The 21621-nt window shown below is 51.9% G+C and carries 23 protein-coding genes; 5 read left to right on the forward strand and 18 right to left on the reverse strand.

Features of this window, described 5'->3' with window-relative positions; all coding sequences use genetic code 11:
- The first annotated feature begins 40 nt into the window (after nt 1–40).
- On the forward strand, nt 41–640 hold the full coding sequence (locus NQ230_RS12240) for an NAD(P)H-dependent oxidoreductase (RefSeq protein WP_257257851.1): 600 nt from the start codon (nt 41–43) through the stop codon (nt 638–640).
- 114 nt (nt 641–754) lie between these two features.
- Here the strand turns inward: NQ230_RS12240 and NQ230_RS12245 are convergent, their stop codons facing one another.
- The 3 genes from NQ230_RS12245 to NQ230_RS12255 all read right to left on the reverse strand — a co-directional run bounded on the left by NQ230_RS12245 (nt 755) and on the right by NQ230_RS12255 (nt 2398).
- Nucleotides 755–1057 carry a hypothetical protein gene (locus tag NQ230_RS12245; RefSeq protein WP_121423622.1) on the reverse strand — a complete coding sequence of 101 codons (303 nt, stop codon included), beginning with the start codon at nt 1055–1057 and terminating at the stop codon, nt 755–757.
- Nucleotides 1058–1102: 45 nt separating this feature from the next.
- Nucleotides 1103–1579, reverse strand: coding sequence for a WbuC family cupin fold metalloprotein (locus NQ230_RS12250; protein WP_014883727.1), 477 nt, complete (start codon nt 1577–1579; stop codon nt 1103–1105).
- A gap of 141 nt (nt 1580–1720) precedes the next feature.
- Nucleotides 1721–2398 carry a DUF1963 domain-containing protein gene (locus NQ230_RS12255; RefSeq protein ID WP_257257852.1) on the reverse strand — a complete coding sequence of 226 codons (678 nt, stop codon included), beginning with the start codon at nt 2396–2398 and terminating at the stop codon, nt 1721–1723.
- Nucleotides 2399–2646: 248 nt separating this feature from the next.
- Here NQ230_RS12255 and NQ230_RS12260 point away from each other — a divergent pair, with 248 nt between their 5' ends.
- Nucleotides 2647–3117, forward strand: coding sequence for a hypothetical protein (locus NQ230_RS12260; RefSeq protein ID WP_257257853.1), 471 nt, complete (start codon nt 2647–2649; stop codon nt 3115–3117).
- Nucleotides 3118–3164: 47 nt separating this feature from the next.
- Here the strand turns inward: NQ230_RS12260 and NQ230_RS12265 are convergent, their stop codons facing one another.
- Together NQ230_RS12265 and NQ230_RS12270 are read right to left on the reverse strand one after the other, a co-directional pair.
- Nucleotides 3165–4088 (reverse strand): LysR substrate-binding domain-containing protein, encoded by a 924-nt coding sequence (locus NQ230_RS12265; protein ID WP_257257854.1) that lies wholly within the window; start codon nt 4086–4088, stop codon nt 3165–3167.
- Between the two features lie 23 nt (nt 4089–4111).
- Nucleotides 4112–4648 carry a MarR family winged helix-turn-helix transcriptional regulator gene (locus NQ230_RS12270; RefSeq protein WP_121423618.1) on the reverse strand — a complete coding sequence of 179 codons (537 nt, stop codon included), beginning with the start codon at nt 4646–4648 and terminating at the stop codon, nt 4112–4114.
- Between the two features lie 129 nt (nt 4649–4777).
- Here NQ230_RS12270 and NQ230_RS12275 point away from each other — a divergent pair, with 129 nt between their 5' ends.
- Both NQ230_RS12275 and NQ230_RS12280 read left to right on the forward strand, forming a co-directional pair.
- Nucleotides 4778–5938, forward strand: coding sequence for an MFS transporter (locus NQ230_RS12275; RefSeq protein ID WP_121423617.1), 1161 nt, complete (start codon nt 4778–4780; stop codon nt 5936–5938).
- A gap of 82 nt (nt 5939–6020) precedes the next feature.
- Nucleotides 6021–6458 carry a VOC family protein gene (locus tag NQ230_RS12280; RefSeq protein ID WP_252034712.1) on the forward strand — a complete coding sequence of 146 codons (438 nt, stop codon included), beginning with the start codon at nt 6021–6023 and terminating at the stop codon, nt 6456–6458.
- A gap of 140 nt (nt 6459–6598) precedes the next feature.
- On the opposite strand, the gene NQ230_RS12285 is transcribed toward NQ230_RS12280, so the two are convergent.
- The 6 genes from NQ230_RS12285 to NQ230_RS12310 form a co-directional block, all read right to left on the reverse strand.
- Nucleotides 6599–7411, reverse strand: a complete 813-nt coding sequence (locus NQ230_RS12285; RefSeq protein WP_257257855.1) for a hypothetical protein — start codon at nt 7409–7411, stop codon at nt 6599–6601.
- A gap of 341 nt (nt 7412–7752) precedes the next feature.
- On the reverse strand, nt 7753–8487 hold the full coding sequence (locus NQ230_RS12290; RefSeq protein ID WP_236545814.1) for an ETEC_3214 domain-containing protein: 735 nt from the start codon (nt 8485–8487) through the stop codon (nt 7753–7755).
- Nucleotides 8488–8797: 310 nt separating this feature from the next.
- Entirely contained in the window at nt 8798–10288 is a 1491-nt protein-coding gene (locus NQ230_RS12295; RefSeq protein ID WP_121423614.1) for a hypothetical protein, read from the reverse strand.
- The gene (locus tag NQ230_RS12300; protein WP_121423613.1) at nt 10288–11940 is read right to left on the reverse strand and encodes a hypothetical protein; all 1653 of its coding nucleotides are present in this window, start codon (nt 11938–11940) and stop codon (nt 10288–10290) included. Before NQ230_RS12300 ends, NQ230_RS12295 begins: the two co-directional genes overlap by 1 nt.
- A 368-nt stretch (nt 11941–12308) precedes the next feature.
- On the reverse strand, nt 12309–12791 hold the full coding sequence (locus NQ230_RS12305) for a glutathione peroxidase (RefSeq protein ID WP_257257856.1): 483 nt from the start codon (nt 12789–12791) through the stop codon (nt 12309–12311).
- Nucleotide 12792: 1 nt separating this feature from the next.
- Nucleotides 12793–13281, reverse strand: coding sequence for a DinB family protein (locus NQ230_RS12310; RefSeq protein WP_257257857.1), 489 nt, complete (start codon nt 13279–13281; stop codon nt 12793–12795).
- A 172-nt stretch (nt 13282–13453) separates the two neighbouring features.
- Here NQ230_RS12310 and NQ230_RS12315 point away from each other — a divergent pair, with 172 nt between their 5' ends.
- Nucleotides 13454–14686, forward strand: coding sequence for a serine hydrolase domain-containing protein (locus NQ230_RS12315; RefSeq protein ID WP_159514073.1), 1233 nt, complete (start codon nt 13454–13456; stop codon nt 14684–14686).
- Nucleotides 14687–14708: 22 nt separating this feature from the next.
- Here NQ230_RS12315 and NQ230_RS12320 read toward each other — a convergent pair whose 3' ends face one another.
- The 7 genes from NQ230_RS12320 to paaH form a co-directional block, all read right to left on the reverse strand.
- Nucleotides 14709–15452 carry an SDR family oxidoreductase gene (locus NQ230_RS12320; RefSeq protein ID WP_213820597.1) on the reverse strand — a complete coding sequence of 248 codons (744 nt, stop codon included), beginning with the start codon at nt 15450–15452 and terminating at the stop codon, nt 14709–14711.
- Between the two features lie 100 nt (nt 15453–15552).
- Complete coding sequence (paaY, locus tag NQ230_RS12325) at nt 15553–16149, reverse strand: phenylacetic acid degradation protein PaaY (protein WP_257257858.1); 597 nt, start codon at nt 16147–16149, stop codon at nt 15553–15555.
- A gap of 9 nt (nt 16150–16158) precedes the next feature.
- On the reverse strand, nt 16159–17094 hold the full coding sequence (gene paaX, locus NQ230_RS12330; RefSeq protein WP_021241337.1) for a phenylacetic acid degradation operon negative regulatory protein PaaX: 936 nt from the start codon (nt 17092–17094) through the stop codon (nt 16159–16161).
- Between the two features lie 142 nt (nt 17095–17236).
- Complete coding sequence (paaK, locus tag NQ230_RS12335) at nt 17237–18553, reverse strand: phenylacetate--CoA ligase PaaK (protein WP_121423609.1); 1317 nt, start codon at nt 18551–18553, stop codon at nt 17237–17239.
- A gap of 27 nt (nt 18554–18580) precedes the next feature.
- Nucleotides 18581–19786, reverse strand: coding sequence for a 3-oxoadipyl-CoA thiolase (pcaF, locus tag NQ230_RS12340; RefSeq protein ID WP_257261339.1), 1206 nt, complete (start codon nt 19784–19786; stop codon nt 18581–18583).
- On the reverse strand, nt 19779–20207 hold the full coding sequence (gene paaI / locus NQ230_RS12345) for a hydroxyphenylacetyl-CoA thioesterase PaaI (RefSeq protein ID WP_213820604.1): 429 nt from the start codon (nt 20205–20207) through the stop codon (nt 19779–19781). The genes pcaF and paaI overlap by 8 nt, the downstream gene beginning before the upstream one ends.
- Complete coding sequence (gene paaH / locus NQ230_RS12350; protein ID WP_257257859.1) at nt 20197–21621, reverse strand: 3-hydroxyacyl-CoA dehydrogenase PaaH; 1425 nt, start codon at nt 21619–21621, stop codon at nt 20197–20199. Before paaH ends, paaI begins: the two co-directional genes overlap by 11 nt.

A 21621-nucleotide genomic window follows, 5' to 3' on the forward strand; every position in this document is an offset into this window, starting at 1 on the left:
TAGTAATATAGGCATCAGTTCTCACCCATTCGAGGTCGCTATGTCTGCTACAAATGCTATTAATAACGCACTGATCGTGACGGCTCACCCTGTCAACAATTCGTTATCCCATTCGCTGGCTGACCGCATTGCCGGGAAATTGCGCGAGCAAGGTACGCAGGTTGAGATTGCCGATCTGCATGCTGAAGGGTTTAATCCGGCGATGACCCGCGCCGATCTTGATTTGTATCACGGCGATCCGAGCGCCCTTCCCAACGATATTTTGCGCGAGCAGCAGCGCGTCGAGCGAGCGGATATGCTGGTGTTTGTCTTCCCGGTGTACTGGTGGTCGGTCCCCGCGCTGTTGAAGGGCTGGTTCGATCGCGTATTAACCCTGAACTGGGCGTATAAGGTGGCCGAGGACGGCCGGATTGTGGGCAGCTTACGTGATGTTCCCGTCCGCCTGATTGCCACCGGCGGCAGCGATCTCAGCGGATTCGACAAACACGGCTATTCGACGGCGATTCAGACGCAGATTATCGAAGGTGTATTTGGTTTCTGCGGGTTGAAGAACGTTAAGCTCGATATCCTTTACCAGGCAGACACGGCGACACCTGAGCAGGTTGAGGTGTTCCTGCAGGAGCTCGAGAGCCTTAGCTAATCCCGGAAATCCAGCCAGCAAAGGCGTATCTCCTTCACCAGAAGGAGGTACGTGTTCTCGATGTTACTCACCGTCAGGTGATCCTGCTGGCAAACCCAACTCTCTTGCTAGTGATTATTCAGAAAATAACGAGAAAAGGCCAACCGTCATCACTACACTCATAATCACCTGAATCAAAATAATAAAAAAAGCGATCCCACCCAATACTGTGATTTTTCGGCGCAGAATGAAAGTAATGCCGGAAAGTACAACACTGAACAGAACAGCTTTAAGTATATAGGAAAGCGGCACCATTGCCGGGTGACCGGTTTGCACTCCAGCAAGCCCAATGAGACCCAGTAGAAAATTACCGCAGATTCCCCATCCCCAGAAAGTCGTCGATAAGCTCATCTGCCCCGCGACTAATCTTTTCAACATACACACATCCTTTTTGTGATTACTTGTATCAAAACTCACCGGTTTTTACAGGGTAAAACCACCGTCACCCACCTGCGCCTGGGCGTACCATTTCATCAGCTCCGCGCTGCCGGGCGCGTTCTCAGCCGGTGACCATGGGGCGGTATCGTGCTCCGGAACAGGCTGGTAGCCGCCGTGTTTTACCTCAAAAATGACGCCGCCTTTATCCAGCGACAGCACGGCATGCCAGGTACCGGCATCCATCTCCAGCACTTTGCAGTCTTCACCTAACACCACGCGCTGGGTCACGTTACCGCTGTCATCGAAATTCAGCACCAGAAAGCGACCGCTCAGAGCGGTTAGCAGTTCAAACGTGTGCGGGTGGCGATGGGGGCGAACATAGGTGCCAGGTTCCATCGCGATGGCCAGGCGCTGCACCGGGTCGCTCAGCTCGGGATGTAAATTGCGATGCGCGCGTAAGCGAGGAGAATTGGCAGCCTGCTCGCTTTGTTGCTGCAGGTCACTGAACGTAATTTGTTTCATATACACCTTTGTTAATGGGGTCAGCGGGCGGCCACCCTTTAGCCGCAAGACGTTATACCATTCGGAACGGTCGATGAGCGATGGCGTTTGTGAAACAAATCGCTGCCGGGTAAGCGGTCATATCCCCCGGCAGGAGGCTCATCAATAAAACTGACATGAAAATCGCCATTCCCCTTCTGATGACCGGTGAAAATAACCGATACCATTATCCGCCCACATCCAATTCACTTTTTCTTCCGACCCAACCTGAAAAACAAAATCGTCGATTCCCACACCGTGTTGTATCTCTGCCGGAAATCCCCCGACCTTGGTTCCCCTGTAGCGGTTAAAGTCCTCAAAAAAACTATCGCTGGCCTGCTCATCATCATTTACGCAAGAGAGATCAATAATGTCCCAGGCATCTTCCCATCCAGGAGCATCGTCATTGACACTGAGCCATTGAACAGGAAACGCGCGATACGGCGTGTCCAATTCAGGCAAAAACTGTAGCCCTTCAAGGGTGGCATACTCGCGGATTAACCATCCTTCACCGTGAGGTTCGTCAAAGGGATGTTGTTCCAAATTGTGGAACAACACCAGAAGGGCTATCCCCTTCAACTGGTCGGGAATAACAGGAAGCTCGTCGATCCGAATCTGAAGAAGCGGAAACATTGGCTTGTCCTTCCAGGTGGGTAATCCTTCGTCTGCACGAGAAACGCCCTTTAGAAACCAGGATGTTATGGGATCTTCAGGCGGCCGGAACCCGCCGACCTGCGCGACCGATGCGGGTCTTAGTTTGGTCCGGAGTTCTTCTAAAACTGACGCACTCTCTAATTTCATGTTTGCTCGCTTTGCAGACTCTGTCTGCGTAGATGTTTTAGCGTTCATTGTAAGGTAATCATCAGGCTCTAAGAAACGCATAAGATATTAAGCCCTATGTTGAGTAAAACTCACATTGATTCCCACTATTTATCGTTTTTCAAACGTAATCGCGATGAAATACCATCCATTCACCCCTGGTATACTGCTGTCGACAATAGATAGCGAAGTTAAAACAATAAAAAATAATGTACGTATATGGAGCACCTATGACACTCGATGTTTTATTCCATTTAATGAAAACCTTATCGCCAGCGAAAAACACCGCTGAGGAAAATATACCTGCGCTAATAAACTTACTTTCCTCAGAAAGCGATCGCTCAGAGGCGCTGTCACCTCTAATCCATCGACTGCACCTCCTCTCTTTCGCCCAAAGCAATTCGGGTAACGCCGAAGAGTTGCTCTCAGCGCATTTACCAAAAGAGGATGGGATCCTTCCGCTGCTTGACTTTGCGGAGTGGCCAAAGGTGCGTTACGCCGCCTCAGGCGAAGATCAAACGCGTGAATCTGAGGAGTATTTCCGTGACATGACCTCGGCTGCCAATCTGTTACGCACTGCGCTGATCGATGCTGAACGTGCAAAAGGGACGCCTGCGCTTTATATTCTGGATAAATTGCTCAACCTGAACAGCGCCCTGCCGGAAAGATATAAAAAGATGGCGAATATTCCCTACGCATAAATACGTTCAGGATGCGGAATATTCCAAAATTAATATTCCGCTATTTATTAAACCCGATTTTCATTGTATTCAAGACAGACGATATTCAAAGAAGGTACCACCGGCGCGTTAAGATTAAGCCACGCCAGCAACCGTTCAATACTCTGTCTTCTGAGCGAATGTTTCGGCCAGACAAGGTAATAGCCGTCCCCTGTTGCTATCGCTTCCCTGAAGGGCAGCGCGAGCAGACCGCTTTTCAGCGCGTCGAGCGTGAGGCGGAGATCGGCCATCGCCACCCCGTGACCGTGCATGGCGGCCAGGCTTCCCTGCTCCAGGGTGTCGAACACTATCCCTCGACTCACGTCGAGACCGGGGAATGACCCCGTTCTTTTCAGCCAGCGCTTCCAGTCCCGTCTGTCCGGAGAGGGATGGATAAGATCGCACTCTGGGAGCCGATGCCGGGCAGATTCAAGCAACGACGGGGTACAAACCGGAATGAGCCATTCACTGAAGAGCAGCCTGCTTTCCGTTGACTCGCCGAAATAGCCATTACCGAGGAGGATCGCACAATCGTATGGCTCACGACTAAAGTCAACGGTGTCGAAGTCCATCCAGACGCTGGCAATTTCAATTTGTGGCTTCGCGTGGTTCTCGCGAAAGGATTTAAGCACATTCAGAAGCCATCGCATTGTCAGGGTGCTGGGAGCTTTGAGGCGCAGAAGATGATTTTCGCTTCTGAATGCGCGACACGCCCACTCAATATTCGAGAAACTTTCGCTAAGCTGTCCGGCCAGAACGCGCCCGGCATCACTGACCTCCACTCTTGGCCCTTGACGTTTAAAGAGCTCACAGTCGAACCACATTTCAAGCGTCCGGACATGTCTGCTGACCGCTCCTGGCGTGATATTCAGTGCTTCAGCCGCTTTGCTGAAGGAGTTAAGCCGCGCGGCAACTTCAAAAGCGCGCAGGGCATACAGTGGCGGTAAAGACATACGTTCCCTTTTGTGAGGTTTAGCTATGCAGTGTTTGTATTATCGGCACTCGGTGACTTGTCGCCCAGGCCCTCTGGCGGAAATGTCAGCAGCAGCTCCCTGAGCAGGGACTCAAGCTGCGCGCGCTGCGCGTCAGATAAGCTACTCAGCAGCGCATTTTGGGTTTGTGTATGCACGATCAGCGCCTGTTCGATACGCTCCTGCCCTTGCGGTGTCAGGCTTACGAGGGTGCTGCGCTTATCATCCGGATCGGCAATTCGCCTGATAAGCCCTTGCTGTTCGAGATGGCTGAGCCGGTTCGTCATTGCCCCTGAGGTGATCAGCAGCGATTTATACAGCTGCGTAGGGGAAAGGCAGTACGGCTCACCGGCACGGCGCAGCGTGGCGAGCACGTCAAACTCGCCTTCGCGAAAGCCAAACTGCGCCATGGCCTGCGCCCGTTTTTTTCCCAGATGCTTCATCAGCCGGAGGATTCGGCCAAAAATTTTCATCGACGAGGCGTCCAGCTCCGGCATGGCACGGCTCCACTGGCCGACAACGAAGTCTACATGGTCTTTCATTTTCACCCCTGATGGCGTGGGCATTTATCCTGTTGTGCGGTACATCTTACGCAAAAACGGATTTTATCTTAACGTTAAGATAAATGCTCGCAGCAATTTGCCGGGCCATTCACAACCGAAAAGGACTCCATGTTGAAACGCACGTCGCCTTTACTCTTCGCGGTTATCGCTTTTATCGTCGGGCTGAACCTGCGCCCTATTCTGGCTTCTGTAGGACCGTTGTTTTCCGTGCTGCAGCGTGAAGCGGGACTGACCGCTACGCAATTCAGCCTGCTGACCACCCTGCCGGTCGCGATGATGGGTCTGGCCGCCTTATGTGGACCCTGGCTTTTAGCCAGAGTCGGCGCCGTACGGGGAATTATGTTCGGGCTCTTCATCCTGCTTGTAGCCTGCTTATTACGCGGCTTTAGCGCCTCACCGGAGAGTCTTATGGGCACCGCGTTACTTGGCGGGGCCAGCATAGGCACGATCCAGGCGTTAATGCCCGCCCTGATAAAAAAGGAATATACGCAAACGGCCAGCACGGTAATGTCGCTATTCAGCACGGGCATTATGGCCGGTGCGGCAGTCGCCGCCGCCAGCGCCGAGCCGTTGTTTTCATGGCTCACGCTGAAGCCCGCGCTGGCAATGGCCGGGCTGTTAGCGCTGCTGGCGCTGATACTGTGGTTAACCCTGGTTAAGCATCCTCGCGAGGAAAAAACAGCACACGAAACCGTTACGCTCTCGTCCTCCCGTACCGCACTACTGTTGCTCTTTTTCGGCGTGGGAACGGGAGCCTATACGCTGGTATTGGCCTGGCTGCCCCCGCTCTATATTCAGGCGGGATGGTCCGCACGCAGCAGCGGCTACATGCTGGCCTGGCTGACGTTAACCGAGGTTGTCGCAGGGTTTGCCGTCTCTGCGCTGATCGGTAAATTCCCTGACCGTCGCGTGCCGCTGATCGCCGTATTGCTGCTTCTGCTGGCGGGATTACTGTGTCTGGTCTTTTCGCCGGGTACAACGCCGGTGTTATCCACGTTGCTGCTAGGCACCGGGATCGGCGCCCTCTTCCCGCTGTCGCTCATCGTCACGTTCGATCATGCGCGAACGCCCGCGCAGGCCGGGAAGTTACTGTCTAAAGTTCAGGGCGGCGGATACATGCTCGCCGCGCTTATGCCGTTAATTGCGGGGATCGTTCGCGACAGTTCGGTATCGCTGACCAGCGCATGGCTGATCATGAGTGCGGGAGTCGTACTGCTAATCGTCATCGCGCTGAATTTTAAACCGATCGTGGACGTGCAGGCACGGTGAATGCGATACCAGAATTGAGAGTCGTATTTCAGTCGGTCGTAAGATAAATTCAGGGTGAATTTCACCTCATTCAGGAGTGGATATGTCGCAAGCGCTACCAGAAATTGATGTCTTATTTGTCGCCGGGTTCGGGCCCATTTCGCGGGATACGGAGTCCAGTACCGCGTTTTATGTCCAGACACTCGGCCTTCCGCTTAAGCCGATGGAGGGGAACAGCGATTATCTACTCACTGAAGAGGGCCAACTGGAAGGCGTGAAGCATTTCGCCGTCTGGCCGCTCGCACAGGCGGCAGCGTCCTGTTTTGGAGAAGAACAGTGGCCAGTTGAGCACCCGATACCGCAGGGCTGGGTTGAGTATGAGGTGCAGGATCTGGACTCGGCTACCCGCGTTCTGAGTGATAAAGGCTATCGGCTGCTGGTGGCTAATCGTATTGAACCGTGGGGACAAACCGTCACTCGCCTGCTCAGCCCGGAAGGCTTGCTTACCGGACTGACGATTACGCCGTGGCTGCGGGGGTAATGGGGTTTTGCTTTAGGCGAATTTATTAAGGGGAATGTCTGCTTTGAGCTATGAGCTATGAGCTATGAGCTATGAGCAGACATTATTAACTGCGATATGTATGAATTAACAGGAACAACTCAGCAGACACATCATTGTGACTAGAATGACAAGGTCAGGTTTTCATTTTTCACGATAATTTTTTTGTTGTTGATAACCAGCAGAGAAGATGTTCCTACACCAGTAAATAGCGCGTCCCCCTTAAAGAAGGTCTGATCGTGATTGCCAGTTAAATGTCTTGCCATTTCCAGTTCGCTTCCATTCAGAAGAATTGTCACATTGGTTTTGCGCACGCCAATGTACTTCATGCCTGCATCGCTAAGCACAGGTGCCATATTTGAAAGCATAAAAAAGAGAACGAAAATCAAAACCAAAATTGATATGGCGGTACTTTTTTTATCTTCTTCTTTTATCTTTTTATCAATATATGTATAGGGGATCAGTGTGATCAAAAATGCCGTAAATAGTAATGACAATATAACAGATTTCCCATCCAACATTTCATTTGCGCTACCAAAAATAAGAAAAAGCCCCCCCATAAATGCAATAATTAAATGGGCAAATAAAGCAACATAAATCCTCATACTCCTCCCTACTTTAAGTGTTATTTTCAGTCTTCCGCGCCACTCTTCACGTTTTATTTTTTTATTGGGCGTGAGGAATAAAATAAATTTCGTGCAGTAATAGGAGGTTACAACCGACATGGAATACCATATTGCAAGAGAGAATGTAAGAAAAATTGAAAAAGATATAATGACAAGAAGAAAAAATATGACATCAGAAAGTGATAAGCCTGTAGGTAAGAATCCAATTCTCATCGAGTAAATCATAAATACCGCCACACCGCCCCCTATCAGGGAAAGGTAGATATTTTTTGCCATATTCATATTTAAAATGTTGTTTATAGAAATCACTTCCTGACTCCATTTATATGCTAAAGGTGATATAAAAATGAAAACTGTCGTCCATCATATTGAGGCATCAGACGCAATGAGGATAGAGGATGTAGTTATGGAAGTGCTATTATCTACTTATGATATTCACTCATCCTTCATCTTTTTTTATCTATAGCAGTAAATATTCTTGTAAACCATTTGCTGCGGATGAATACTTACAACTTACGTTCCTGTCACCAGACTGCTGAAGAAATGGTCCGTGAGTCTGCTTCGAGCGAAAAGCATAACTGACTGGCTAATCTAATGGTGATAGTCTACATTCAAGCGAAACAAACTTGTACAATGTTTGAACACCACCACTAATCTTTATCTGGAATATCTCTCGCATCGTAATAATCAATCCCAAGTCTAAAGCTTAACTCAAGACCCTCAGGGCCTCCGTTTATATCACCTACGCCAAATGTATTAGGAGCATTTTTGCTTCTGAATTCTTCAAGATCTTTTTTATTTGGAGGAAATTCATTGTTATTATAAAAATCAGGGAGCGAATGCAACTCAACGTAATCAACGCCAGCAGGATTATAAGCAAGGTAAAAATTTCTATAGTTACCCGGATTTCCTAAGTAGTGCCCTTCTTCATATTGATAGAATTTTGAAGAATGATCAAAATGCAAATAGTTAATATCATTTCCAAAGTCTTTGAACTTATGCCCAAGGGTTTTACCCAGATAAGGCACTTCAGGATGAAAGTCCTTATCTTTGCTGGTTACGGAATAGAGTATCACTGTGTTCTTATTATCATAAACCACCTGTAGATAGAACTTCCTGAATGAGTAAATATACTCATTCACCTTACCATCCTCAGAATGTTCTTCTTTCACAGGTGCGCCAAAAATTGATTCGATATACTTTATCGATGCCCCGGTATAAATTACGTGAAGATTATCTTCCGCTTTTTTTTGAAAAAATTTATCTGCGATATTCTGATACAAGTCAAATACTGCATTTAGCGCTCCAAAGTATCCAGAAACGGCAAGCACACCACTCAAAATAATAGCAATAAATGATTTTTCAAGTACTTTTTTTGTAGCCATCAATTTTACTCGTCATTACATTTTCTAGTATTGTACGTATTACTGACTATAAAGTAAAACAATGCCACGTGAAAACAGGCATCATCAATGATGATTAAATCGAAATTTATCTTAAGCATGATTTCAATTTATGATATTAGAGCACCTTCTGCTGCTGGCACTGATCCGCTATAAAAATCCATACATCTCAAAGGATATTTCCGCCTTGCAATGAATGTGCCTTTTCTGCTTTGCGTTTACAGATTAGCCAGTGCCTGGTTTATTAATACCAGGCATCCAGGCTTTGCATTTATTCAATGAGATCGTATTCTTAACCCGCTTTTAGCATTCGTCGAAGTTCATGGTCCATATATTCATCTACAGCGCTGGCATCAATTCCACCGGCTTTGTACCAGACATGGAGCTCTTTAATTGCCAGCGTTCCAAATCTTGCCCAGCCGATGAGGTTCGTTCTCAAGAGGAACTGAATCATTTCTCCTCCTGAACGAAGTGCCGCATCGCCTGCATCCATCAAGCACAAGGTTCCATGCGCAACCAGCAACATTCGCCTGAGTTCTGGGTTTTTCGCAGAAGGGATACATTCACCCCAGGCCTTCTTATGGTAGCAACGTTGTTTAACTGTCCAGGTGATCCGCACAAGCAGTTCAGTAATCAGAACAGGGATCGCCATCGCTAATCCATGCCGTAAGTCGTATCCTTTCTCAAAAACCTGGACGGCGACAGTCGCGAAAGACTGGCGATGCTGACCAAATTCACCCACGTCAATAAACTGAAGTAATGAAAAGAAAGGAATTGGGATACCAGAGCCTCTTCCTTGCGCACCGGAAGAGCCCGCCATATCAGAAAAAAGATGGCCCATCCAGTTTACGAAACCACTAAATACTTTAGAGACAAAGTTATTCCCTTTAAGCTCAAAAGTTTCGGTATCTACGGAAACCAGTTTTCCGTCTGCCACAAAATGTGCCGTGCTGGTAAATTGATCAAGGATCGAGAAAAATAAACCGACTAAGTCCGGGGAGTGGGCAAGACTTTTAATATGGTGATTCTTCGTGTTCATCCTGAACAGACCGTCAACATCGCCGCCATGCCGATGGTCATAGTTGACCTTGAATTTTCTCTCCAGAAAACCGATAGCGCTTTTTGTAGGATCACTCCCTTCTGCACCGCCTTTCCAGCCAAAGGCTGAGGCGAATTTCTCGACTGCACCGTCCACTGCATTATCTGCAAGCTGGGTCAGCTTTCCTTCACCAGGTGCGCCTACCAGAAAAATATCGATAAGCCCGCCAATAACGCCACAGGTGCCGGCGATCATGTAATCATATTTGTCGCAGCGGGCAGTCTTAAAAGTAAAGTCTTCCTGAATGCGTTTCTCCAGAGCAATTCTCTGAGTCGGGGACATCAGGGCGCTAAACGGATCGACAGTTAAATCGACATTATGCTTATGGGCATAGTGCGATACGGACTGGGAATAGGTTTCCCAGTCCGTATCGCTGGTGAACGCTATTGTTTCTATCATCGACAGTTTACTGATACTGGACGATGACGGGGTCAAACCGGATTCAAGGTAATCGCTGAATTCACTGGAAACCGTTGTGTGGAAATTCTCATCAAACGTGATACCTGCGTGTTCCAGAACACCATCCATAGCGAGAATCATTTCATCTAAAGCAGCATCGGTATCAGTTTGCAAAGCGTTAAGTGCATCCAGAGCGGCATCAAGGTCACTTAATTGACTCTCGCTTTGTTCAAGCTGGTGCTTCTGCACCAGCAAGGCCGATACCTGAGTATCCGGTTTTTTCATTATGAGAATAATCCAGTCAATTTGCCTTTAATAACGTCCCCCGCTCTGAAATATCCGATGCCTTCAAAGATGGCGGCAAGTTTTTCTAATTGCTGAGTAGCTGTGTCTTCTTTAATTTTACGTTTTTTCACTTCAACAGTCTTACCATCGTGTTGCTCTTCGACAATACATTCTTCATAGAATGAAAGAACAATATCATAGAATTGTTTTTTGATGGGTTCTCGGGTCAGAGAACTGAGTTTAGCCTCATCAAGGTAGACAGGGCACTTAAGTTTGAGTGCACTGTTTTGCATCTTATTCGATTTCTTATTCAATTCATCCGCCGCGCCGGTCAATGCATTCATCATCTTCTGGAGCTTTTGAATTTTTTCACCTTGCCGATTGTGCGCATCCAGAGCGTCGTTAAACTTGCCAGAAATATAATTGAGATCATTAATTAACGCGGACAATGTGGATTGTGTCTGCTTGATGACTTCATTCAGCATCAGCTCCCGGCGCTTGGATTTATCCAGTTCATTAGCACCCGTAAGATGACGAATCCCTTTATAGGCCCCTACACCTAATAACACCGCAACACCAATACCCGTTGCCATACTTGAAAATCCCAGCACGCCGCCAAGTCCAAGCGTTGCGAGGCCAGAAGTGATGCCCGCAGCGGACATACCGATAACAGAGCCAGAAAGATAGACAGCAGCAAGCGGCACACCTACCGCACCGGCTTTTGCCGTAAGTTCTTTCATGCTGCGTTTCAGCGCATCGTCGGAAAAATCTTCTCGTAACATCTTAAAGTCTTGCTGAATAGCCATCACTGCAAGCTCTATTTCTTCGTCAGTTACGCTCAGCAAGGGTTGCACTTGCTGAAGAAATGGAAAGTTTTTATATTCACCGTTATTAACACTCATGAAAATGCTAATTAGGTCTTTAACAAGAGAGATTTTTATGGACTTGTTATGGCTAGGTACGCATTCCTGGTCAATAATCGCTATTAACTCTTCAACCGGCATTAGACTGGATTCTGCACCGATGTAACTACGCAGTATAAATCGGGATTCGGTCGTTAACTCAAGTCGGGTCATCAACAAGAGTATTTCGGCAAACTCTTTTTTATCAACCTGACCGTCATCTGAGAACGCCATGTTCACCATGATTTTGACGTAAGCAACTTTGAGAGTTTCTGACATTTCGGCAAGAGTGATGAGCTGATCTTCTTCTGTGAACTCATCAAAGTCACTGATAGTATGCTCAAGAACATCGCTCAGCTTCTTATAGTTGCACTCCATCAAACTTTTGAGTGGTTTTATCTCGCCATTTTTTAGTTTAAGGGAGACAAATTCTGTTCGCTTTTCCTTTCCTTTATCATTTACGGTGACATCTTCTATATATTCTACGGCATCAATATTGTTGTAGTAGACGTCATAAGGACTTTCAAATGCTTCTTTTATAACCAGTTTTTCACCGGTAAAAACGATGCCATCTTTTGCACTACCAAATACAGTATTATCATAAATGGCAAGCACAGCATTCAGGTTATCAGCGACATTGAATGCTTTAGCGACGTTATTCAGTTTTTTTTCAGGAATGCCTGGAGCAACAAAAACATTCTTACTTACTGAAGGTAAATTTTCCTTAAGGAAGGTATTGACGTTATTCACAACTTTCTCCTTATTCGTTGCAGTGGATCGACGAATAATCGACCCCGGATTTTTGCAAAGTGTGATTATCTCCTCCTGGAGTGTCACATTTTGTCATTAGCTCATCGGTATATAAGTAAAAATATAAAGAGGAGTATGCCATCCGGGCAAGTAAATCATTCACGAAATACTCAAAAGTAAATGGTTTTGTTCTGCCGTTTGCGTGGCATAAACTGATAACATGCTATTAACTAAATAACTTAAGTGAAACCTGCTGTCATCATCACGAGATGCAGCGTGCTGCATTTGCGCATTCTACAGGCGTTTTTAAGTGACATGTTGTTCATGGAGGAAACAGAGATGCTGGATAATTCCATTCACCAAAACACTCACCTCCCCAAAGCCTCCACAATCGCCCTCTCCATTTTCTCTGGCGTCGTCATCGGCGCAAAACGCTTGAGTGGTTTACCGTCACGTCCGATCAGGAACTTGGTAAAGTTCCACTTGATCCGCCCCCCAAGCACGCCGGGCAATTCGTTTTTCAGATAACGAAACAGCGGGTGCGCTGCGCTACCGTTAACCTCGATCTTCTCGAACATCGGGAAGCTCACGCCGTAGTTGATGTAACAGGTTTTCGAGATTTCGTCAGCGCCGCCGGGTTCCTGTTTACCGAACTGGTTGCAGGGGAAACCCAGCACCACTAACCCTTGATCGGCGTATTTCTTGTATAGCGCTTCAAGGCCACGGTACTGTGGCGTGAAGCCGCACTGGCTGGCGGTATTAACGACCAAAACCACCCTTCCCGCATAGTCGGCCATAGAGATAAGCTGCCCATCCAGACGGGTGGCGCTAAGTTGATGAAAGTAGCTCATATTAGTGATTATGATCTCTTAGAAAAACGGTTAGCACATCCTTTGGAGGAATTACACCCGTTTCAGAAAGCATCCATCCCACAGCGCCGCGATGATAGGTACCGTGAAACAGTACATGGTTGAGCATATCCGCCGCTTTCATTTCGCCATATCCGCCATCGACAAAACGGAATTTGATGATTTCAGAAAGTCCGGGCACGTCCATTGAACCTGCGTGCGTAATATACCAGTCAGTGCATTCAGTCATCTTTTTCAGAAGCTCGTCTGCAGACGGCGTTTCCGGCGTATTCAACGCGGTGTATTGATGCGTTTGACCAGTAATATTTGCCCTGAAAATCATATCCACGACATAAACATGGTTCATAAGTCTGAGCATCAGATGGTGCTTTTCAGCATTTGCGGAAGTATCGATCCTCTGTATTGCTTGTAAGGTTTCCGTATCTACCCAGCGTTTGAATTTGAATAACGTGACAATCGTGCCTGTATCCATTGCCCCTCCGGATTAACAAAAAATTATCATATCAGCAACTTTGTCAGGCCGGTATCACTTCCACTCCCGGCACCAAACAGACGGTAATTCTGCCACCCGAAAAAATCCCTCATGGCAGGCTATTTGTGATACATTCCTGGCGCGTCAATGACCACCACACTCGCTATCAGGTATGCAGAACATAACAAAAAAAATTCACTGGCTTCTGCTTACTCTCCCACTCCTCAGCGGTTGTGGCACGCTCTCGCAAATGTCTTCACCGGAAGGTACTCAGGAACTTCTCACTCATGACTCGCTGGATGGCGACGTTGACAGCGTGGTGCGTCACTACATGGCGCAAAAATCCGTTCCCGGGATGACGGTCGCGGTGATCCATAATCACGGCTCACCGCAGTTTTACACCTGGGGCGTAACCGATGCGGTCAATCGCTATCCGGTGAGGCCCGATACCCTGTTTGCGCTCGGCTCGCTCAGCAAAGGGATCACGGCGGAAGTGGTGGCTTGTCTGGTGAATGAAGGGCAACTGAACTGGAACGATAACCTGGCGACATTGCTTCCGCCGGGGACGCCGCTTAGCGCGGATGCACAAAAAATCACCCTTCTTGAACTGGTAACCCACACCTCCGGCCTGCCGCGTCAGAATATGGATGTTCCGATGCTTGGAAAATTCATCAGCTACTTAAGCACGGGTGATAATTTCTACGGTGAGCTGGATAGCGATAACGTGCTGCGCTACCTCGCCGACTGGCGAGCGCCAAAGAATAAAGTGCCGCAATATTCCAATACCGGCTACGCGCTGATCGGCTATATCCTGAAACACAAGACTGGCGAGGATATCCAGAGTTTAGCCTCGCGCTATATTTTCCATCCGCTGCAAATGGCTAACAGCAGCTTTACGCCCCGGCAGCTAAAAGGGTACCCCCAGCGTGCGCTTGGCCACGCGGGCGATCAGCCGAAATTTATCCCGCGCGGGCAGCTCACCCCGGACTGGCATTTTTCCAATAACATGGTGGCGGCGGCGAGCCTATACAGTAACGCCGAAGATCTGGCGACCTATGCCCGCTATCACGTCTCAACGACCCACAATCCCCTGCTGGACAGCGTCTTTGCCGAAGTGAGAAATACCGATATTCAACGTCCCGACGGGGTACAGGGTATTGCCTGGACCACCGATTTTATCGGTCTGGAAAAAATCACCTACCAGGTCGGCTATATCGGCGGCTACTCCAGCTTTATCGGCTATGACAAAGAAAAAGGCAATGCAGTGGTGGTGCTGCAAAATACCTTTAACTGGAGTAATTACATTGGCATCGCGTTATTAATGGATATGGCGAAAAAAGACAGCCAGAGCCCTGGCAGCCGCTTTGCGATTAATGAGACTCCAAAACGCTTTTATCAGCAATAGTAGTGAACGCCCGCCGTCAGATTCAGGCCTGATGCGCCAGATCTTCGCGAGTCGGCCCCTGAAAGTAGATCGTGCTGATATGGCAACTTCGAGGCTGAGTCAGTACAAAACGAATTGTTTCCCAGATTGACCATCCATTCACCAGACGTTCCCCCATTCTTGATTGATTATCGACATGCGCCTCTAAGCCGGTCAGTTCAAAATCAGGTGGATATAATCCGGTTACCCGAATGTTTTCTTTGGATAAGTGTTCTGACAGTTTCGTTGTAAAGCCGCTGAGCCCGTGTTTGCTGGCAAAAAAAGCGGGATGGGCAATCGAATCTGTAAAGTTCGGAATACCGCACGCAGATATAATCGCAATAATGTCTGCACTGTCTGAGCGTCTTAAACCCGGAAGCATTGCCTGGGTGAGCAAGATTGAACCTGTCAGGCCTGAACTGACGGTATTGAAGATTTCTGTGCTCGCATGTTCGTCTATTGTCCCAGACAACCACTGAGCAGCATTCAGAATTAAAATATCGATTGGCCTGTCTGAATGTAAGACCTGCGAAGAAAACTGAGAAATGGATTCCGGCAGGGCTAAATCACAGAGATACCCTTTCGCCTCACCACCTTCAGCCGCGATGAGGCTGCAGGTTTTTTGAATATCCACCGCCCGACGGGCGCTAAAATCCACTTCAACGCCCTCTCGGGCAAGCCAGACGCACAGCGCCTGACCAAATCCCCCGCCGCCACCCGTGATAACAGCTCTTTTACCCCTGAGCATAACTCTGCGTCCTCTGTCGTGATGAGTCTGTATCGAGGATTAATAGCATGTTGAGGCGGGTAACATCTTCCCGTTAGTGCCGTGGCGCAAACTTCCCCTCCTACACCGCCGATTTCGGCCTTAAATTCTCATCAAACGTCAGCCGTTTCCGGTCAGGCTCAGCCTCGCGCAGCGGCTCTACCTGGTGCATAGTGAGCTTGCAGCGCTCCACCAGCACCTGATACTCCCGCGTGCCCTGCTGCTTCCATGCCAGCTCCTGCTCGCTGAGTTCGCGAATCGCTTTAGCCGGGCTGCCGATAATTAAATGGTTGGCTGGCATCTCCGCTTTCGCCTTCACGAACGCCGCCGCGCCGACGATGCTGTTTTCACCGATAATCGCGCCGTCCATCACCACCGCGTTCATGCCCACCAGCGCATTGCGGCGGATCACGCAGCCGTGGAGAATGGCGCTGTGGCCGATATGCCCGTCCTCTTCCACCACAGTGTCCTGTTCCGGGAAGCCGTGCATCACGCAGTTATCTTGAATGTTGGCCCCGTCCTTCACCACGATACGGCCAAAATCACCGCGCAGGCTGGCGTTAGGACCAACATAAACGCCTTTGCCCAGAATCACGTCGCCAATCAGCACCGCCGTTGGGTGAACATAGCTCTCGTCCGGCACCACCGGCGTCAGACCGTCAATTTGATAAACTGGCATCTTCACTCCTTATGCGCTTGTAAGACCACCAAAGCGTTGATAGTAGAGCGTGCCGGGCACGGGCAGTTCGCCCACGGATGTTTCGCCCTTCTCGCTGACAAACGCCAGCGCCCCCGGCGCGACACGCTGATAGATGTTAATGCAAAGCTGACGGGCGCTTTGCCCCGCCCAGTGCGCAGGCAGCAACTCCTCCGGCAGCAGCGGGTCTTTCAGCACCACGCGACGATAAAAGTGAATCAGCAGCAGCTGGATCTGGAAGCAGCGTTCCGGCGTCAGCTCCTCCGGCGCGGCCTCTTTCAGCAGCGGCAGCAGCGGGCGGAACGAATTGATAAACGACTCGTACATCGCGTTTTGCTCGGTTAACTGCCAGCACTCTTCCACCCGCGAACGCAGCGCGGCGCGGGAGAGCGCCAGCGGCGAGTGGGCTTCAAAGAAAATCACGTTTTCCGCCACCCCGGCATCGTGAAGCAGGGACTGCACGTCCGCCAGATGCTGCGACGGCGAGGCCATCAGGCTCGGTGCCAGCGTGCCAAACCCCTGCCAGATAAGCTGTTTTTTGACGTCGGCAAGGGTGGTTTTATCCAGCCCTTCTGAGAGCAGCAATAACCATTTGCCGTCCCAGGCGGGCAGCTCCGCGCGGTAGATCTTATTCTCCGCGCGACGCGTCAGACGCAGCCCTTTGTCGCTCAGGCGGTAAAAGCTGCGACGCCCGATGCGGGAAACGTCCAGCCAGCCCTCTTTGTTGAGGCGAAATAGCGCGGTGCGCACGAAGCGCTCGCCAAACCCCATGCCTTCCAGCAGGGCCGCCAGGCTGCCGAGCCAAATCTCACCGCCGCGATGGGAAAGCGCGTCACCGTATAACGAGGAGATAAGCGAGGTCCCGCTGACGGGAACGGAGCTGACCGCGTGCTGGATGAAGGCGTCGAGTTTATTCATGTGATTCATTCTGTTGTTATTTTTGTCCTGGATGAATCATAGCATAGGACCCTCACCCTGACCCTCTCCCCAGAGGGGAGAGCGGAAAAGACCGCACCGTACAGTCCCTTCTCCCCTTTGGGGAGAAGGTTAGGATGAGGGGTAAGGTGTTTTAACCGTTGGCCGCCGCTTTACGCAAATCAAACACCCGGCAGGCTTTCCCCTCGGAGCGCGGAATGCTGCCGCAGTTCACGATCGTCACGTCGGTGGAAATCCCCACCATCGACTTAATGCGGTGGCGCAGCTGGTGGCACACCTGACAGCGCTGCTCGTGCGTCAGCGTGAGGCTACTCTCTTTCAGCTCCACCTTCACGGAAAGTGAATCAAGATGCCCGCGACGGTTTACCTCCAGCTGGTAGTGCGGAGAAAGGTGTTCGAACTTCACAATCTCCTCTTCCAGCTGCGACGGGAAGACGTTGACGCCGCGGATGATCAGCATATCGTCACTGCGGCCGCTGATCCGGTCCATACGACGCATGCTGCGCGCGGTTGCCGGTAGCAGGCGCGTCAGGTCGCGGGTGCGGTAGCGGATCACCGGCAGCGCCTCTTTGGTCAGCGTGGTGAACAGCAGTTCGCCCTGCTGACCGTCATCCAGCGGCGTGCCGTCGTTCGGGTTGACGATCTCCGGGTAGAAGTGATCTTCCCAGATGGTTGGGCCGTCGACGGTTTCGATACACTCCATCGCCACGCCCGGCCCCATCACCTCGGAGAGGCCATAAATATCCAGCGCCGTAATGCCTAAGCGTTTTTCAATTTCGCGACGCATGGCCTGCGTCCACGGCTCGGCGCCGAAGACGCCCACGCGCAGGGAACAGCCGCTGGCATCGCCGCCCATCTGGCGCTCCAGCTCTTCAATCAGGTTGAGGCAGTAGGACGGCGTTACCATGATCATATCTGGCTGGAAATCACGGATCAGCTGCGCCTGTTTCTCCGTCTGGCCGCCGGACATCGGGATCACCGTCGCGCCTAAACGCTCGGCCCCGTAGTGCGCCCCCAGCCCACCGGTAAACAGGCCATAGCCATACGCCACGTGAATTTTGTCCTTCGCGCTGCCGCCCGCCGCGCGCAGGGAGCGGGCCACCAGATTGGCCCAGTTGTCGATGTCGCCCTGCGTGTAGCCGACAACGGTCGGTTTGCCGGTGGTGCCGGATGACGCGTGAATGCGCACCACCTGCTCCATCGGCACGGCAAAGGTATCGAAAGGATAGTTATCCCGCAGGTCCTGCTTGGTGGTACACGGGAATTTGCGGATATCCGCCAGCTCTTTGAAATCGTCAGGGTGAACGCCCGCGGCGTCAAACTTGCGTTTGTACATCGGCACGTTGCTGTAGGCGTGATGCAGCGTCCATTTCAGACGCTCGGTCTGCAGCGCCTGTAACTCGTCAAGGGAGGCCGTTTCAATCGGATCAAGCTTTGTTGTATTTGTCATTGTAGGGTACTCACATTGTTTTTATGCTCAAACACGCTCAAGGATCATGGCAATGCCCTGACCCACACCGATGCACATCGTACACAGCGCGTAGCGCCCGCCGCGTCGGTGCAGTTCGTTGCTCGCGGCCAGCGCCAGTCTGGCACCGCTCATGCCCAGCGGGTGGCCCAGCGCAATCGCGCCACCGTTCGGGTTGACGTGCGCGGCATCATCCGGCAGGCCCAGCTGACGCAGCACGCCCAGCGCCTGCGAGGCGAAAGCTTCGTTAAGCTCGACAACGTCCATATCGTTAATACTGAGTCCGGCCCGCTCCAGCACCTTACGGGTGGCGGGTACCGGGCCGAGCCCCATCAGACGTGGCTCCACGCCTGCCGTCGCCATCGCCACGATCCGCGTGCGCGGGACTAACCCCTGCGCCAGCGCCATCTTCTCGCTGGCGACGATCAGCGCCGCAGCGCCGTCGTTGACGCCGGAGGCATTTCCCGCCGTAACCACCCCGTTCTTACGAAACGGCGTTTTCAGACCGGCGAGCTGCTCGAGCGTGGTGTCCGCGCGCGGATGTTCATCCACGCTGAACTCAGTGACCGCCCCTTTTTTTCCCGGCACCAGCACCGGCACAATCTCCTGCGCCAGAATGCCGTTCTGCTGCGCCTGCGCGGTACGCTGCTGGCTGCGCAGCGCGAACGCGTCCTGATCGGCACGGCTGATATTTAACAATTCAGCTACATTCTCTGCCGTTTCCGGCATACTGTCAGTTCCGAATTGCTGATGCATGAGCGGATTCACAAATCGCCAGCCGATGGTGGTATCAAAGATCTCCGCCTGACGCTGAAACGCGGCGGTGGCTTTGCCCATCACAAACGGCGCGCGGGACATGGACTCCACGCCGCCCGCGATCAGCAGGTCGCCATCGCCCGCCTTAATGGCGCGCGCCGCAAAACCAATCGCGTCCAGCCCCGACCCGCACAGGCGGTTAATGGTGGTTCCGGACACCGTCTGCGGCAGCCCGGCGAGCAGGGACGACATGCGCGCGACGTTGCGGTTATCTTCCCCCGCCTGGTTGGCGCAGCCGAAGATCACATCATCGATCCGCTCGAGGTCAAGCTGCGGATAGCGGGCCAGCAGCGCGCGCAGCGGCACGGCACCAAGATCGTCGGCTCGGACTGCGGCAAGCGCGCCGCCGTAGCGCCCCACCGGGGTTCGAACGCCATCACAAATAAATGCGTCACGCATCATGCTCTCCTGTCACGCTGCCGCCGATGCGGTGAGATTTTCCGCGAAAAAGGGCGACGGTTTTCTGTTGTTGGTTCTGGATTTCAATGTCGTACACGCCGGTCAGCTTGCCCTGATGCATCACCCGCGCGGTGGCGGTGAGCGTGTCCCCGGCAAAGCCCGGACGCAGAAAATCAATCGAGCAGCCGGAAGCGACCGCCGCCAGCCCCTGGCTGTTGCAGGCGTAGGCAAAGGCGGTGTCCGCCAGCGAAAAAAGCTGCCCGCCGTGACAGGTTTGGTGGCCGTTAAGCATCTGCGGGGTGATGGTCATGGTCACCACCGCGTAGCCTTCATCCATGTCGACAATGTCCATCCCCATCGCCTGCGCGCAGGCGTCCCGTTCGTACATCGCGCGGGCGTTATGCCAGGCGTTATGACTCATAGCTACTCTCCAGAAGCGCGCGCTGGCGCAGCAGTGAACAGGGGCGATAGCGCTCTTCGCCGTAATGACGCTGCAGGTTCTCCAGCAGCGTCAGCAGCCGCTGCCAGCCCAGCCGCTCGCCCCAGGCGATCGGCCCGCTCGGATAATTCACGCCCAGGCGCATGGCGGTATCGATGTCCTTCTCGCTGGCGACCCCTTTTTGCAGGGCATCCAGCGCTTCGTTGGCAATCATCGCCAGCGTGCGCCAGACCAGCAGGCCGGGATAATCGGCAATTTGCACCACCCGGTTACCCTGCTGCTGCAGGTAGCGGATGACCTTTTGCGTCGCGGTGTGCGGGTTGCTGGCGGCCGCTGCAATCACCGCTACATCGCGCTCAATGCGGTCCAGCACCACCACCGCGCCGTTGAGCCGCAGCGCCAGCGCCTGTGCGGTTTCCCCCTGCGTTTCAATCAGATATACATCATCAATTTCGGTGACACCGTCACGTCTCTTTTCCACGCGCATCGGGCTGTAGCTGTCGTTAACGGCTGGTACCCACCGCACCTCGGGTTTGTCACCCTGCCAGTCGTAGACGCCCTTCCCGCTCTTTTTGCCCAGCCTTCCTGCCAGTACCAGCTCCTGCTGCACCAGAGAAGGCAGAAAACGACGCTCCTGCCAGAAGGCGTTAAATACCGAGCAGGTCACCGCGAAATTCACGTCCTGACCAATCATGTCGGTCAGCTCCAGCGGCCCCATCGGGAAACCGCCGCCTTCGCGCAGGGCGGCATCAATCACCTCCGGCGGCGCGACCTGCTCTTCCAGCGCGCGCCAGGCTTCGGAATAGAACGGACGGGCTACGCGGTTGACGATGAACCCCGGCGTTGACTGGCAGCGAACGGGCTGTTTGCCCCAGTTCAGCGCCAGCCCGCACAGCGCGTCTGCCACTTCCGGAGAGGTCGCCAGCCCGCTGACCACCTCTACCAGCTTCATCACCGGTGCCGGGTTAAAGAAATGCAGCCCTGCGACCCGCTCCGGGTGGTGGATGTCCGCCGCAATCGCCGTGACGGAGATGGAAGAGGTATTGCTGGTCAGCACCGTCTGCGGCGGGCAGACTTCCGCCAGTTTTGCAAACAGCGTTTTTTTAACGTCAAGGCGTTCGGAAGCCGCCTCAATAACCAAATCTGCCGAGGCTAGCGCATCGATATCCGTCACTGGAACCAGTCGGGCGAGGATCTGTCCGCTCGCATCCGCAGAAAGCTTGCCGCGCGTTACCCGAGACGCGAGGCGTTGACGGATGCCGTCAATCGCGCGGGAAATGGCGTCGGCAGAAATGTCGTAAATCAGCACCTGATGACCGTGGCTGGCCACCACTTCGGCAATGCCTGCGCCCATCGTGCCGCTGCCAATCACGGCGACAGTCCGTATGTTCAGCAT

The organism is Enterobacter asburiae (assembly GCF_024599655.1).
GTDB classification, from domain to species: domain Bacteria; phylum Pseudomonadota; class Gammaproteobacteria; order Enterobacterales; family Enterobacteriaceae; genus Enterobacter; species Enterobacter asburiae_D.